Genomic DNA, 13703 nt, shown 5'->3' with positions numbered 1-13703 from the left:
ATTCACAGGATGCCGAAAGAACGCTCTCAGAGGCCGCCGACAAGGTGACCGGCATGACCACGATCTCGCCCCGGGGGCGCACCGAACTGCTGAGGCCGGACGGGAGCCCCGTCCGGGTGCTCGTGGTGGACGACGAGCAGTCGATCACCGAGCTGCTGTCGATGGCCCTGCGCTACGAGGGATGGCAGATCCGCACCGCGGGCGACGGCCTCGGTGCCGTGCGCGCCGCGCGGGAGTTCCGCCCGGACGCCGTCGTCCTGGACATGATGCTGCCGGACATGGACGGGCTGGCCGTCCTCGGGCGGCTGCGCCGCGAGCTGCCGGACGTGCCGGTGCTCTTCCTGACCGCCAAGGACGCCGTCGAGGACCGGATCGCGGGGCTGACCGCGGGCGGCGACGACTACGTCACCAAGCCGTTCTCGCTCGAGGAGGTCGTCGCCCGGCTGCGCGGGCTGATCCGCCGCTCCGGCGCCGCGGACCGCCGCACCGAGTCCCTGCTGGTCGTCGGCGACCTCACGCTCGACGAGGACAGCCACGAGGTCACCCGCGGCGGCGACTCCATCCACCTCACCGCCACCGAGTTCGAGCTGCTGCGCTTCCTGATGCGCAACCCGCGGCGGGTGCTGAGCAAGGCCCAGATCCTGGACCGGGTCTGGTCGTACGACTTCGGCGGCCAGGCCAACGTCGTCGAGCTGTACATCTCCTACCTGCGGCGGAAGATCGACGCCGGCCGCGAGCCGATGATCCACACCCGGCGCGGCGCCGGTTACCTGATCAAGCCCGCCGCGTGACGAGGCGGCGGCCGGCCCGCACGCGGTGGCGGACCCGCTCCTGGGCGCCGCGGGCGGGGCGGCCGCGCACCCTGCGGACGCGGCTCGTCGTCGCCTCCGTGGTGCTGATCGCCGTGGTCTGCGCGGTGATCGGCACGGTGACCACGCTCGCGCTGCGCTCCCATCTGTACGAGCAGCTGGACGGCCAGCTCAAGGAGGTCGCCGCGCGCGCCGCGAGCGGGTTCGTCCCGCCGGACGAGCAACCCGGCACGGCCCCCGGCGGGAATCCCGGCACGGGCACGGGCGGCGGCCTGCCCGGCGGGCAGGACAGGCAGCCGCAGGCGGTCGACCTCGCCCGGTTCGTCGAGCGGGGCCCGCAGCCCAGCGGCACCATCGCGGCCGAGGTGAGCGGCGGCACGATCACCGAAGCCAAGGTCGGCAGGAAGGCCAAGGACGACAACAACATCTCCCAGCTCACCGCGGAGTCGCTCACCGGTGCGCAGACCGCCGCCCTCGCCGGGGTCGCCCGGGACGGCGCGGCGCACACCGTGGACGTCCCGGGACTCGGCGGATACCTCGCGCGTTACGAGACCGGCCGCAACGGCAGCTACTACGCCGCCATCCCGACCTCCGACGTCGGCAGCACCATCCGCACCCTCGTCCTCGTCGAGATCAGCGTCACCGCCGCCGGACTGGTCGCCGCCTCCCTCGCCGGCGCGGTCATCGTCGGCGTCGCCACCCGCCCGCTGCGCAGGGTCGCCGCCACCGCCACCCGGGTCTCCGAACTCCCCCTGCACAGCGGCGAGGTGAACCTCGACGAACGGGTGCCGGAGGCGGAGTGCGACCCGCACACGGAGGTGGGCCGGGTGGGCGCCGCGCTCAACCGGATGCTGGACCACGTGCACGGCGCCCTGCACGCCCGCCAGCAGAGCGAGATGCGGGTCCGGCAGTTCGTCGCGGACGCCGGCCACGAGCTGCGCACCCCGCTGGCCTCCATCCGCGGCTACGCCGAGCTGACCCGGCGCGGCCGGGAGGAGGCCGGCCCGGACACCCGGCACGCGCTCGGCCGCATCGAGTCCGAGGCCGGCCGGATGACCCTGCTGGTGGAGGACCTGCTGCTGCTGGCCCGGCTGGACGCGGGGCGCCCGCTGCGGTTCGAGCGGACCGATCTCGTACCGCTGGTGGTGGACTCGGTCAGCGACGCGCGGGCCGCGGGACGCGGCCACGACTGGCGGCTGGAGCTGCCCGACGAGCCCGCCCTGGTGCACGCGGACGCCGCCCGGCTCCAGCAGGTCCTGGTCAACCTGCTCGCCAACGCCCGTACGCACACCCCGCCCGGCACGACGGTCACCGCACGCGTGCGCCGCGAGGGGCCGTGGCTGTGCGTGGACGTGCGGGACGACGGGCCGGGCATTCCGCCGGAGCTGCTGCCGCACGTCTTCGAGCGGTTCGCGCGCGGCGACTCGGCGCGTTCCCGGGCCACCGGCTCGACCGGTCTGGGGCTGGCCATCGTGCGGGCCGTCGTGACGGCGCACGGCGGCACGGTGGCCGTCGACAGCGCGCCCGGGCGGACCGTCTTCACGGTGCGCCTGCCCGCGCCCGCACCCGCGCACCTGCGCTCACAGGCCCGGCACAGCCTCACCACACGGGCGCGACAGGGGAGCTGAGAAGAGTCGGGGCCATGCGAACCGACTCTTCTCCCGGCACCCTGCCGGCGCGGGAGCACCTCCCGGCCGCAGGAGCCGGTACGCCTGTCCTGGACGTGGTGATTCCCGTCCACAACGAGGAGAAGGACCTCCAGCCGTGCGTGCTCCGGCTGCACGAGCACCTGGCGCGGACGTTCCCGTACGCCTTCCGCATCACCGTCGCGGACAACGCCTCGACCGACACCACCCCACGGGTCGCCGCCGGGCTGGCGGCGCACCTGCCGGGGGTGCGGTCGGTGCGACTGGAGCAGAAGGGCCGCGGGCGCGCCCTGCGCACCGTCTGGTCCGCCTCGGACGCCCCCGTCCTCGCCTACATGGACGTCGACCTGTCGACCGACCTGAACGCGCTGCTGCCCCTGGTCGCCCCCCTGATCTCCGGCCACTCCGACCTGGCGATCGGCTCCCGGCTGGCCGGCGGCTCGCGCGTGGTGCGCGGGGCGAAGCGGGAGTTCATCAGCCGCTCGTACAACCTGATCCTGCGCGGCTCGCTCCAGGCCCGCTTCTCGGACGCCCAGTGCGGGTTCAAGGCGATCCGCCGCGATGTCGCCCGGGCGCTGCTGCCGCTGGTGGAGGACACCGGCTGGTTCTTCGACACCGAGCTGCTGGTCCTCGCCGAGCGCGCGGGCCTGCGGATCCACGAGGTGCCCGTGGACTGGGTCGACGACCCCCGCTCCAGCGTCCACATCGTCAGGACCGCCACCGACGACCTGAAGGGCGTCTGGCGGGTCGGCAAGGCGCTGGCCACCGGATCGCTGCCGCTGGACCGGCTCACCCGGCCGTTCGGCGACGACCCGCGCGACCGCCGGCTGCCGGACGTGCCGCGGGGCCTGGCCCGCCAACTCCTCGGCTTCTGCGTCGTCGGCGCCCTGTCCACGCTGTTCTACCTGCTCCTCTACAGCGGATTCCGCGCCCTCACCGGCTCGCAGACCGCCAACGCGCTCGCCCTGCTGGTCTCCGCGATCGCCAACACCGCGGCCAACCGGCGCCTCACCTTCGGGGTGCGCGGCCGGGGCGGGGCCGTCCGGCACCAGGCGCAGGGCCTGGTGGTCCTCGCCATCGGGCTCGTCCTGACCAGCGGTTCCCTCGCCGCGCTGGGCGCGGCCACCGCCGACCCCGCGCACTCCACCGAACTCGCCGTGCTGGTCGCCGCGAACCTCGCGGCGACCGTGCTGCGCTTCCTGCTCTTCCGCGCCTGGGTCTTCCCGGACCACGACACCCATCCAAGGGGCACCCGATGACCACGCCCACCCTCGCCGGCCCGCTCGCCGGCACCCCCGCGCCGGCCCACCGCGCCCCGGAACGGTCCCTCGTACGGCGCCTGTGGCGCGGCCGCCCCGAGGACCCCCGCTGGGCCCGCCCCGCCTTCCTCGGCGCGCTGCTCGTCCTCGGGGCGCTCTACACCTGGAACCTGACGGCCTCCGGCTACGCCAACTCCTTCTACTCCGCGGCCGTCCAGGCGGGCAGCCGGTCGTGGAAGGCGTTCTTCTTCGGCTCCCTCGACGCGGGCAACGCGATCACCGTCGACAAGCCCCCGGGCGCCCTGTGGCCGATGGCCCTGTCGGTGCGGCTCCTCGGCCTGAACTCCTTCGCCGTCCTGTTCCCGCAGGTGCTGATGGCGGTGGCGACGGCGGGCGTGCTGTACGCGTCGGTCCGCCGCCGCTTCCCCGCCCCGGCCGGGCTGCTCACCGTGGCGGTCTTCGCGCTGACGCCGGTCGCGGCGCTGATGTTCCGCTTCAACAACCCGGACGCGGCCCTCGCGCTGCTGATGGCCACCGCCGTGTACTGCGCCCAGCGGGCCCTGGAGAAGGCGGGGACGAAGTGGCTGCTCCTGGCCGGCGCGGCGGTGGGCCTCGCCTTCCTCGTCAAGACGCTCCAGGCCTTCCTGATCCTGCCGGTGCTCGCGCTCGTCCACGTCGCCCTGGCGCCGGCCCCGCTGCGGAAGCGGGTCGGGCAGGTGCTGCTCGCCGGGCTCGTGACGGTCGTGGCGGGCGGCTGGTGGGTGGCGGTCGTCGAGCTGTGGCCGGCGTCCGCGCGGCCGTACATCGGCGGCTCGCAGAACAACTCCTTCCTGGAGCTGACCTTCGGCTACAACGGGCTCGGCCGGATCAACGGCGAGGAGACCGGCAGCGTCGGCGGCGGGCAGGGCGGCGGCTGGGGCGAGACCGGCTGGGACCGGATGTTCGGCTCGAACATCGGCGGCCAGATCTCCTGGCTGATCCCGGCGGCGCTGATCCTGCTGGCCGCGGCGCTCCTCGCCACCCGCAGGGCGCCGCGCACGGACGGCACCCGCGCCGCGTTCCTGCTCTGGGGCGGCTCCCTGCTGATCACCGTGGTGATCTTCAGCTTCATGCAGGGCATCTTCCACGAGTACTACACCGTCGCCCTCGCCCCCTACGTCGCGCCGCTGGTCGGCATGGGCGCCGCCCTGCTGTGGCGGGAGCGGGGCCGGGCCTGGGCGCCGCCGGCGCTGGCGGCGGCGATGACGGTGACCGCGGCCTGGGGGTACGTCCTGCTCGACCGCGCGTCCGGTTACCACCCGTGGCTCAGGTGGGCGGTTCTCGTCGGCGGGCTCACCGCCGCGCTGGGGCTGCTCTTCGTGAACCGGCTGGGCCGCCGGCTGGCGCTCGGTGCCGTCGCGCTGAGCTGTGCGACCGGGCTGGCCGGTCCGGCGGCGTACTCGCTCACCACCCTCGGCGAGGGGCACACCGGCTCGATCGTCACGGCCGGTCCGGCGGTCGCGGGCGGCGGTATGGGCGGCGGCCGTCCCGGCGCGGGTGGCGGCCCGGGCGGCGCACCGGACGGTGCGCCGGACGGCCAGGGGCAGCAGGGGCAGCCGCCCGCCGGACAGGGCGGCGGCACGGTCCGGCGTCCGGCAGGCGGTTTCCCCAGCCCGAACGGCCAGAACGGCCAGAACGGCAGGCCGAGCCGGCAGAACCAGCCCCCCGGCGAGGGCGGGGGCATGGGCGGGGGCATGGGCGGCCTCCTCGCCGGCGCGGCCGTCTCCGACGAGGCGAGGGAACTCCTGGAGGCGGACGCCGGCGACTACACCTGGGCGGCGGCGGCCGTCGGCTCGCAGAACGCCGCGAGCTACCAGCTGGCCACCGGCGAGCCGGTGATGGCGATCGGGGGCTTCAACGGCACCGACCCGTCACCGACCCTGGCCCGGTTCCGGCAGTACGTGGCCGAAGGCCGCGTCCACTGGTTCATCGCCGGCGGGGGCGGCGGTGCGGGCAGGGGCGGCGGTGCGGGCGCCGCCGACGGCACGTCCGCCCGGATCAGCGCATGGGTGGAGGAGAACTTCACCGAGGTGACGGCCGGCTCGGCCACCTTCTACGACCTGACGCGGCCGAAGGGCTGACCGCGCCGCCCGCAAACCGCTGTACACCGTATAAGGACCGCTATACGGTGTACAGCATGTCCTCGACCTCCCAGGCGCAGTCACCCGCAGACACACGAGGCGGCCACCCGCAGCGCTGGCTGATCCTCGCTGTCATCTGTCTCGCCCAGCTGACGGTCCTGCTCGACAACACCGTCCTGAACGTCGCGATCCCCTCCCTCACCGAGGAACTGGGGGCCGGCACCTCCGACATCCAGTGGATGATCAACGCGTACTCCCTGGTCCAGTCCGGCCTGCTGCTCAGCGCGGGCAGCGCGGCCGACCGCTACGGCCGCAAGAGGATGCTCATCACCGGCCTGGCCCTGTTCGGCGCCGGCTCCCTGGTCGCCGGACTCGCCGACTCCACGGCCCAGCTGATCGCCGCGCGGGCCGGCATGGGCGTCGGCGGGGCGCTGCTGCTGACCACCACCCTCGCGGTCGCCATGCAGATCTTCGCGCCCGAGGAGCACCCGAAGGCCATCGGCATCTGGAGCGCGGTCAACGCCCTCGGCTTCGCGACCGGCCCGCTCATCGGCGGGTTCATGCTGGACCACTTCTGGTGGGGCGCCATCTTCCTGGTCAACCTGCCGGTCGCCGCGCTGGGCCTGGCCGCCGTGGTGGCCCTGGTCCCCGAGTCCAAGAACCCGCAGGGGGACCGGCCCGACCTGCTCGGCGCCGTGCTCTCCACCATCGGCATGTCGTCGCTGGTCTTCGCCATCATCTCCGGGCCGGAGCACGGCTGGTCGTCCGGGCGGGTGCTGGCCGGCGGCACGGTCGCGGTCGTCGTCCTCGCGGTGTTCGGCTGGTGGGAGAGCCGGATCCCCCACCCGATGCTCGACATGCACTTCTTCCGCAACCGCCGGTTCACCGGCGCGGTCGGCGGCGCCGTGCTGATCACCTTCGGGATGGGCGGGGCGCTGTTCCTGCTCACCCAGCACCTCCAGTTCGTCCTCGGGTACGGCCCCCTGGAGGCGGGCCTGCGCACGGCGCCGCTGGCCCTGGCGGTGGTGGTGCTGAACTTCTCCGGACTGTCGGCGAAGTGGACCACGAGGCTCGGTACGCCGGTGTCCGTGCTGCTGGGCATGGTGCTGATGTCCGGCGGCCTCGTCTCGATCGCGACGCTCGGCTCGGGCGGGTACGCCGGGATGCTGCTCGGGCTGGTGCTGATCGGCGTGGGGTGCGCGGTCGCCAACCCCGCGATGGCGCACGCGATCATGAGCAGCATCCCCCCGGCGAAGGCGGGCGTCGGCGCGGGTGTCAACGGCACGCTGGCGGAGTTCGGCAACGGGCTCGGCGTGGCCGTGCTGGGCGCGGTGCTCAACGCGCGGTTCGCGGCGGTGTCCCTGCCGGTGGCCCTGGCCGCCGCGGCGTCCGCGGCGGAGCGCGAGCGCGTGATCGACGCGTACGCCGACGGACTGTCGGTCAGTCAGCTCGTCGGGGCCGGGGCCGTGCTGCTGGGCGGGATCGTGGCCGCGGCGCTGTTGCGCCGGGCCGAGCGGAAGGACGCCTGAGCGTCCGGCCGGGCACTGCCGGCCCGCCCCGGACACCACCCTGGGGGTGCGTCTCGTCGATCGCGCGGGACGCCCCCTAGGGTGGCGGCGTGACCTGCGTCGACATGTGAGGAGAGCTATGGCCAAGGACGCTGGTGAACGGGCGGCACGGGCCAGCGTCTGGCTGGAGGGCAAGGAACGGCGCCGGCGGGGCGGGGGTCAGCCGTCCGGGCTGGACCGGGAGCGGATCACCGAGGTGACCGTGCGGCTGCTGGACGCCGAGGGGCTGGACAAGTTCTCCATGCGGCGGCTGGCCGCCGAGCTGAACGTGACGGCGATGTCCGTCTACTGGTACGTCGACACCAAGGACGACCTGCTCGAACTCGCCCTGGACGCCGCCTTCGGCGAGCTGCGGCTGCCCGACCCGGAGGGCGGCGCGGACTGGCGGGAGCAGCTGCGGGCCCTGGCGGCCGAGTACCGGGCGCTGCTGCTGCGCCACCCCTGGGCCTCCCCGCTGGTGGGCCGGTTCCTCAACATCGGGCCGAACAACCTGGCGTTCGCGCGGGTGGTGCAGCGGATCATCCGCCGCAGCGGGATGCCCGCCCATCGCATCACCAGCGCGATCGTCGCCGTCTTCCAGTTCGTCTACGGCTACGGCACCATCGAGGGCCACTTCTACACCCGGGCCGCCGACACCGGCCAGACCCCGGACGGGTTCTACGAGCAGGCCTGGCGCGCGGTGAGCGAGGCGCCCCGGACCAGCGAGTTCCTCGCGGAGTCGAAGGACATCATGGAGGCACGGGGTGGCGAGACCGTCGCGGAGATGCTGGACCGCGACTTCAGCTACGCCCTCGATCTGCTGGTCGCGGGCATCGAGGCGATGGTCGAGCGGGGCTGAGCGCGCGGCTACCGGTCGCCGACCAGCCGCGCCGGGAAGCCGCCCGTCGCGACCGGCCCCCACCGCTCGGGCGTGATGCGGATGATCGACTTGCCCTGCCTGACCATCGCCGCCCGGTACTCGTCCCAGTCCGGGTGCTCCCCGGCGATGTTCCGGTAGTACTCGACCAGCGGCTCGACGGACTCCGGCGCGTCGATCACCTCGGCCGTCCCGTCGATCTGCACCCAGGGCCCGTTCCAGTCGTCGCTCAGCACGACGACGCTCACCCGCGCGTCCCGCTTGGCGTTCCGGGTCTTGGCGCGCTCCGGGTAGGTGGAGATCACGATCCGGCCCGAGTCGTCGACGCCGCAGGTCAGCGGGGAGGCCTGGGGGCTGCCGTCGGCGCGGCGGGTGAGCAGCAGGGCCCGGTGCCGGGGCCGTACGAAGTCCAGCAGCCCGTCCAGCGAGACGCGGGTGCTGGTCGCGATGTTCGGTGCCATACCGCCACCCTACGGCGCGCTCACCCGGCCACGGCCGGGAAGGACCCGCGGCGGGGGCCCCGCGGCTGGAAGGGCCCCCCGCAGCCGGGCCGGCCCCGCGGCTGGGGGCCCCTGCGGCTCGGAGCGCCCTACGGCTGGGGGAGGCCCTCCCCCTGCACCGCCTGGATGTCCAGTTCCACCCGCAGGGTCGTGCCGATGGCGGCGATGCCCGCCTGCACGACCTGGTTGTAGTGCATGGCGAAGTCGTCGCGGCGCAGCTCGGTCGTCGCGCGGAACGCGGCCCGGGTGCCGCCCCACGGGTCGGCGCCGGTGCCGAGGTAGGAGAGGTCCAGGTCGACGGGGCGCACGACACCGTGCAGGCCCAGCTCGCCGTGGACGGTCCAGCGGTCGGGTCCGGCCGCGGTGAGGCCGGCCGACCGGTAGGTGATCTCCGGGAACCGCCCGACGTCCAGGAAGTCCGCCGACTTCAGGTGGGTGTCGCGCATGCCGTTGCCGGTGTCGATCGACGCGGCCCGGATGACCGCCTCCACCCGGGACTTCATGACGTCGTCGGGTGCGATCTCGAGCGAGCCGGTGAACTCGGTGAACCGCCCGTGCACACTGGAGATCCCCAGGTGCCGGGCGACGGCGGCCACGCTGGAGTGGGCCGGGTCGATCGTCCAGGTCCCGGGCGGCGGCAGCTCGGAGCCGCCGCCCTGCCGGGCCAGCGTGACCGTGCCGGCGTCCAGCCGGCCGCTCGCCGTGACGATCGCGCCGGCGGCGTGCGGCGCGTAGCCCACCGCGGTGACGATCACCGTGTACGCGCCCGGCGCCAGCTCCGTCCCGCTGCGCACGGCGCCTTCCGCGTCCGCCTCGGCGCGCAGCACCTGCGTGCCGCTCGTGTCCGCCAGCGTGACGACCGCGTGCGACACGGCCCATCCGTCCCGGGTACGGATCCTCGCGGTCAGTCCCATGTCCTGTGTCCTCAGTCCTTCGAAGCTCGTGCCGTGCGTGAGACCGGCCCGGGGCGCGCGCCTCCGCTCGGAGCGCGCGCCACGGGCCGGGGCCGGGGCTACTCGCCGGGGTGGGCGAGTGCGATGTCGTGGTCGTCGACGCCCGCGCCGCCGACCGTCAGGGCGGTCGCCACCGGCGGGTAGCCGGTCGCGATGACCGTGTACTCGCCGGCGTCCAGGTCGGTGAAGGCGTAGGCGCCGTCCGCCCCGGTGGTGGCCGTGCCGAGCACGTTGCCCGCCGCGTCCACCAGGGTCACGCGGGCGTCCGCGAGGGGACCGTGCGGGGCGCGCACCACGCCCCGCACCCGGGCGCCGGGGTCGAGGTCGATCTCGACCCGGGTGACTCCGGTGCCGCCCACCTCGACGGGCAGGGCGCGCGGCCGGAACCCGGCGGCGTTGACCGCGATCGTCACCGGTCCGGGCACCAGCTCGGTGAAGCCGAACTCGCCCTGCTCCCCGGTGGCCGTGCCGGCCAGCAGGTCACCGCGCACATCGGTGACGACCACCATCGCGTCCCGCACCGGCAGCGCGTCCTGCGCGGTCCGCACGACACCGCTCAGTCCGCTGGTGCCGCTGAGCAGGACGTCGTACGACACCGGCTCGTCGTTCACCACGATCGTGGACGCCTGCGGCTGGAACCCGTCGGCGGAGGCGATCAGCACGTACGAGCCCGCGCCGGGCGCGTCCAGCGTGTAGGAGCCGTCGGCCTGGGCGACCGACCGGCCCAGCTGCCGCCCGGACAGCGAGATCAGCGTGACCGCCGCCTGCGCGACGGGCGCGTTCTCGGCGCCCCGGACGTGGCCGCGGACCGGGATGCCGCCGTCGGCGGGCGCGGCGGGCGCGGCCGCCGTGGCGACCGCGGCGAGGTGCCGGGACCCCTCCGGGCCGGCCTCCGTGGCGGTGGTGGCCGTGGCCGGGCCGGAGGTCTTCTCCTCGCGGGCCTCGGCCGCCGGGGCCGCCGGGGCCGCCGGGGTTCCGGCGGGGGCGGAGGGCGCCTCCGCGGCCTGTGCCAGCGCGCCGGCGGTCCGCAGCGGGACCTCCTTGATGAACAGGGTCACCAGGAAGGCGATGAAGGCGATCGGCGTGACGTAGAGGAAGACGTCGGCGATGCCGTGGCCGTAGGCGCTCTCCAGCCAGGTGCGGACGGGGGCGGGCAGCACGTCCATGTCGGGCAGCTGCCCGGAGCCCATGGCCCTGGCGGCACCGGCCTGCTGCCCGGGGGTGAGCGAGCCGATGCTGTCCTCGGCGTAGTGGGTGATGCGGGTCGACATCACCGAGCCCAGCGCGGAGACGCCCACCGCGCCGCCGAGGGAGCGGAAGAAGGTGACGACGGAGCTGGCGGCGCCCAGCTCGTGCGGGGCCACCTGGTTCTGCGTGGACAGCACGAGGTTCTGCATCATCATGCCGACGCCGAGACCCATGACCGCCATGTAGAGGCCGATCTTCCAGTAGTCGGTGTCGTAGCGCATGGAGCCGAGCAGGCCGAGACCCGCGGTCAGCAGCAGGCCGCCGGTGACCAGCCACGCCTTCCACTTGCCGGTCTTGGTGATGATCAGGCCGGAGACCGTGGAGGAGACGAACAGGCCGGCGATCATGGGGATCGTCATGATGCCGGACATCGTCGGCGACTTGTCCCGGGCCAGCTGGAAGTACTGGCTGAAGAACACGGTGCCCGCGAACATCGCGATGCCGACGAAGAGCGAGGCCACCGAGGCCAGCGTGATGGTGCGGTTGCGGAACAGGTGCAGCGGGATGATCGGCTCGGCGGCCTTCGTCTCGATGAACACGAACACGAGGGCGAGCAGCAGCGCACCGCCGACCATGGTGTACGTCTGCCAGGACAGCCAGTCGTACTTGTCGTCGGCGAACGTCACCCAGATGAGCAGCAGCGACACGGCGGCGGTGATGAAGAAGGCACCGGCCCAGTCGACCTTCACCCGGCGCCTGCTCTCCGGCAGGTGCAGCGTCTTCTGCAGCACCACCAGCGCGATCAGCGCGAACGGCACACCGACGTAGAGGCACCAGCGCCAGCCGAGCCAGTCGGTGTCGGTGATGACACCGCCGACCAGCGGACCGCCGACCGTCGCGACCGCGAACGTCGCGCCCAGGTAGCCGGAGTAGCGGCCGCGCTCCCGGGGGGAGATCATCGCGGCCATGATGATCTGCGCGAGCGCGGTCAGACCGCCGGCGCCGAGGCCCTGGATGACGCGGGCGCCGATCAGCATCCCGCTGTTCTGCGACAGACCGGCGACGACCGAGCCGGCGATGTAGATCAGCAGGGCTATCTGCACCAGCGCCTTCTTGCTGACCAGGTCGGCCAGCTTGCCCCACAGGGGGGTGGACGCGGTCATCGACAGCAGGGCGGCGGTGACCACCCAGGTGTACGCGCTCTGGCCGCCGCCGAGGTCCTGGATGATCTCGGGCAGGGCGTTGGAGACGATCGTGGAGGAGAGGATGGCGGCGAACATGCCGAGCAGCAGCCCGGAGAGCGCCTCCATGATCTGCCGGTGGGACATGGATGCGCCGCCGGTGGAGTGGGAGCCTCCCCCGTGCTTGGCGTGAGCCCGCACACCGGCTGGTGTGGTCGTTGCCATGGACTTCCTTCTCTTACGTCGTTGCTGCGGGTGTACGGGTGGTGGGAGCCGTGCTCCCGGCCGCGGCCTCCGGCGGTGCGGGGGGCCGGGGCGGGCGCTGCGGTGCGGCACGGCAGTCGTCGAAGCTCGCGCGCAGCCGGGCCATGAGCCGGGTGAGCTGGCCGACCTCGTCGTCGGTCCAGTCGCTCAGCCGCTCGGCGAGCAGCCGGGTGGTCCGCTCGGACAGCTCGTCCAGGCGTGCCTCCCCGGCGGGGGTGAGGTGCAGGATGCGGGAGCGCTTGTCCGCCGGGTCCGGGGAGCGCTGGATCCACCCGCGCTCGGCGAGGTGGGTGACATGGCGGCTGGTCACCGACATGTCCACGCTCAGCAGCTCGGCGAGCCGGCTCATCCGCATGTCGCCGTGCCGGCCGAGCAGCGTCAGCACGGCGGCGGAGCCGGCGGGGCAGTCGGACGGCAGGATCCGTCCCATCTCCCGCTTCACGGCACCGAAGGCACTGAACTGACGCACCAGCTCCTCGTACTGCGCCTGCTCGGCCATGAGGCATCTCCCGGATTGTTTGTTGCTTAGGGCAACCATAGGAATCGATGGTTGCCGCAGGCAAACGAAAACGGGCATGCGAGGCAAAAAAGTTGGCAAAGGCAAGTATTGGCGGGTGTAAAGGCGCAGGTCGGCGCGGTGCGCACCATGATCCAGGCGGCCGGACGGCGCACACCCCGGTCTTCGCAACCCCGGCCTTGGGCCGGACCCGTCTCTTCGCTAGGGTCTCGGGGCATGGCCAACACCCAGAATCCGCAGGGCAACCACGACCCCGCAGGCAGCACTCAGATGTTCCGCGCGTTCGTCGACGAGGCGCCCCAGGCGCAGCGTCAGGCGGCCGCTCCGGCGGGCCCCCGCGTCGGCCTGATCGTCGGTGTCGTCGTCGCGGTGGCGATCGTCGCCGCGGTCGCCTGGCTCGCGCTGAAGTAGCGCCCGCTCCCGGGCGCCACCCGGTCCGGCAAGGGCTCCGGGGGCGGGAGGTGTGCCGGGGTCGGCCGGTGCGCCGGCTCCGGCTGGGGCGACAGGCCCGGGACGGGCGTCTTTCGCCGTCGCGTGCGGTTCCGCCGGAACGTACGGTTCCGGAGCGCCCTGCGCCCCCGGCCCGCACCTCCGCGCTCGATGCTCGGCGCCCGGCGCGCGCCGTCCGGGGCCGTTCCTTCCGCGTGCCGCCCGTGATCGGCGCCGGGAGGTCCACCGCGGACCCGGCTGTCGCCCGGCCGGTCCCCGGCCTGCCGATGAGGTCGTCCTGGCCGGCACCGGCTCCGCCGCGCGGAGGCGCCCCGCCGGGCCGGGCGCGGAGGGGCCCCGCCGGGCCGGGCGCGGAGGGGCCCCGCCGGGCCGCGCCTCCCGCCGGCCACCCG

General features: G+C 74.0%; 10 protein-coding genes and 1 pseudogene. 7 read left to right on the top strand and 4 right to left on the bottom strand.

Annotation, left to right across the window (positions count from 1 at the left end; all coding sequences use genetic code 11):
- The first annotated feature begins 53 nt into the window (after positions 1 to 53).
- From SGLAU_RS16335 to SGLAU_RS16310, 6 genes and pseudogenes are all read left to right on the top strand, one after another.
- Entirely contained in the window at positions 54 to 791 is a 738-nt protein-coding gene (locus tag SGLAU_RS16335) for a response regulator transcription factor (protein ID WP_043506670.1), read from the top strand.
- On the top strand, positions 788 to 2437 hold the full coding sequence (locus SGLAU_RS16330) for a sensor histidine kinase (protein WP_043502238.1): 1650 nt from the start codon (positions 788 to 790) through the stop codon (positions 2435 to 2437). The genes SGLAU_RS16335 and SGLAU_RS16330 overlap by 4 nt, the downstream gene beginning before the upstream one ends.
- A 14-nt stretch (positions 2438 to 2451) precedes the next feature.
- Positions 2452 to 3690 (top strand): annotated as a pseudogene (locus tag SGLAU_RS16325) (glycosyltransferase); the annotation flags it as partial.
- Between the two features lie 20 nt (positions 3691 to 3710).
- On the top strand, positions 3711 to 5834 hold the full coding sequence (locus SGLAU_RS16320; protein WP_043502236.1) for an ArnT family glycosyltransferase: 2124 nt from the start codon (positions 3711 to 3713) through the stop codon (positions 5832 to 5834).
- A gap of 56 nt (positions 5835 to 5890) precedes the next feature.
- The gene (locus SGLAU_RS16315; RefSeq protein ID WP_043506668.1) at positions 5891 to 7363 is read left to right on the top strand and encodes an MFS transporter; all 1473 of its coding nucleotides are present in this window, start codon (positions 5891 to 5893) and stop codon (positions 7361 to 7363) included.
- Between the two features lie 118 nt (positions 7364 to 7481).
- Positions 7482 to 8240, top strand: a complete 759-nt coding sequence (locus SGLAU_RS16310) for a TetR/AcrR family transcriptional regulator (protein ID WP_052413775.1) — start codon at positions 7482 to 7484, stop codon at positions 8238 to 8240.
- Between the two features lie 8 nt (positions 8241 to 8248).
- On the opposite strand, the gene SGLAU_RS16305 is transcribed toward SGLAU_RS16310, so the two are convergent.
- The 4 genes from SGLAU_RS16305 to SGLAU_RS16290 form a co-directional block, all read right to left on the bottom strand.
- A complete protein-coding gene (locus SGLAU_RS16305) occupies positions 8249 to 8719 on the bottom strand; it encodes a PPOX class F420-dependent oxidoreductase (protein WP_043502235.1) in 471 nt (156 codons plus the stop codon).
- Positions 8720 to 8847: 128 nt separating this feature from the next.
- The gene (locus tag SGLAU_RS16300; protein ID WP_043502233.1) at positions 8848 to 9672 is read right to left on the bottom strand and encodes a YceI family protein; all 825 of its coding nucleotides are present in this window, start codon (positions 9670 to 9672) and stop codon (positions 8848 to 8850) included.
- Positions 9673 to 9770: 98 nt separating this feature from the next.
- Entirely contained in the window at positions 9771 to 12305 is a 2535-nt protein-coding gene (locus tag SGLAU_RS16295) for an MFS transporter (protein WP_078957737.1), read from the bottom strand.
- Positions 12306 to 12318: 13 nt separating this feature from the next.
- Positions 12319 to 12843, bottom strand: a complete 525-nt coding sequence (locus tag SGLAU_RS16290) for a MarR family winged helix-turn-helix transcriptional regulator (RefSeq protein WP_043502228.1) — start codon at positions 12841 to 12843, stop codon at positions 12319 to 12321.
- 234 nt (positions 12844 to 13077) lie between these two features.
- On the opposite strand from SGLAU_RS16290, the gene SGLAU_RS16285 reads away from it, so the two are divergent.
- Complete coding sequence (locus tag SGLAU_RS16285; RefSeq protein ID WP_043502226.1) at positions 13078 to 13272, top strand: hypothetical protein; 195 nt, start codon at positions 13078 to 13080, stop codon at positions 13270 to 13272.
- The last annotated feature ends 431 nt before the right edge of the window (positions 13273 to 13703 follow it).

Source organism: Streptomyces glaucescens (genome assembly GCF_000761215.1).
GTDB lineage: Bacteria > Actinomycetota > Actinomycetes > Streptomycetales > Streptomycetaceae > Streptomyces > Streptomyces glaucescens_B.
The sequence above is the reverse complement of the archived record's forward strand: the minus strand, read 5'-3'. Positions and strand labels throughout refer to the sequence as shown.

Bases quoted from the DNA above. Each gene is read 5' to 3' on its own strand.
- SGLAU_RS16335 (WP_043506670.1), top strand. From the start codon at position 54: ATGACCACGATCTCGCCCCGGGGGCGCACCGAACTGCTGAGGCCGGAC.
- SGLAU_RS16320 (WP_043502236.1), top strand. From the start codon at position 3,711: ATGACCACGCCCACCCTCGCCGGCCCGCTCGCCGGCACCCCCGCGCCG.
- SGLAU_RS16315 (WP_043506668.1), top strand. From the start codon at position 5,891: ATGTCCTCGACCTCCCAGGCGCAGTCACCCGCAGACACACGAGGCGGC.
- SGLAU_RS16310 (WP_052413775.1), top strand. From the start codon at position 7,482: ATGGCCAAGGACGCTGGTGAACGGGCGGCACGGGCCAGCGTCTGGCTG.
- SGLAU_RS16305 (WP_043502235.1), bottom strand. From the start codon at position 8,719: ATGGCACCGAACATCGCGACCAGCACCCGCGTCTCGCTGGACGGGCTG.
- SGLAU_RS16300 (WP_043502233.1), bottom strand. From the start codon at position 9,672: ATGGGACTGACCGCGAGGATCCGTACCCGGGACGGATGGGCCGTGTCG.
- SGLAU_RS16295 (WP_078957737.1), bottom strand. From the start codon at position 12,305: ATGGCAACGACCACACCAGCCGGTGTGCGGGCTCACGCCAAGCACGGG.
- SGLAU_RS16290 (WP_043502228.1), bottom strand. From the start codon at position 12,843: ATGGCCGAGCAGGCGCAGTACGAGGAGCTGGTGCGTCAGTTCAGTGCC.
- SGLAU_RS16285 (WP_043502226.1), top strand. From the start codon at position 13,078: ATGGCCAACACCCAGAATCCGCAGGGCAACCACGACCCCGCAGGCAGC.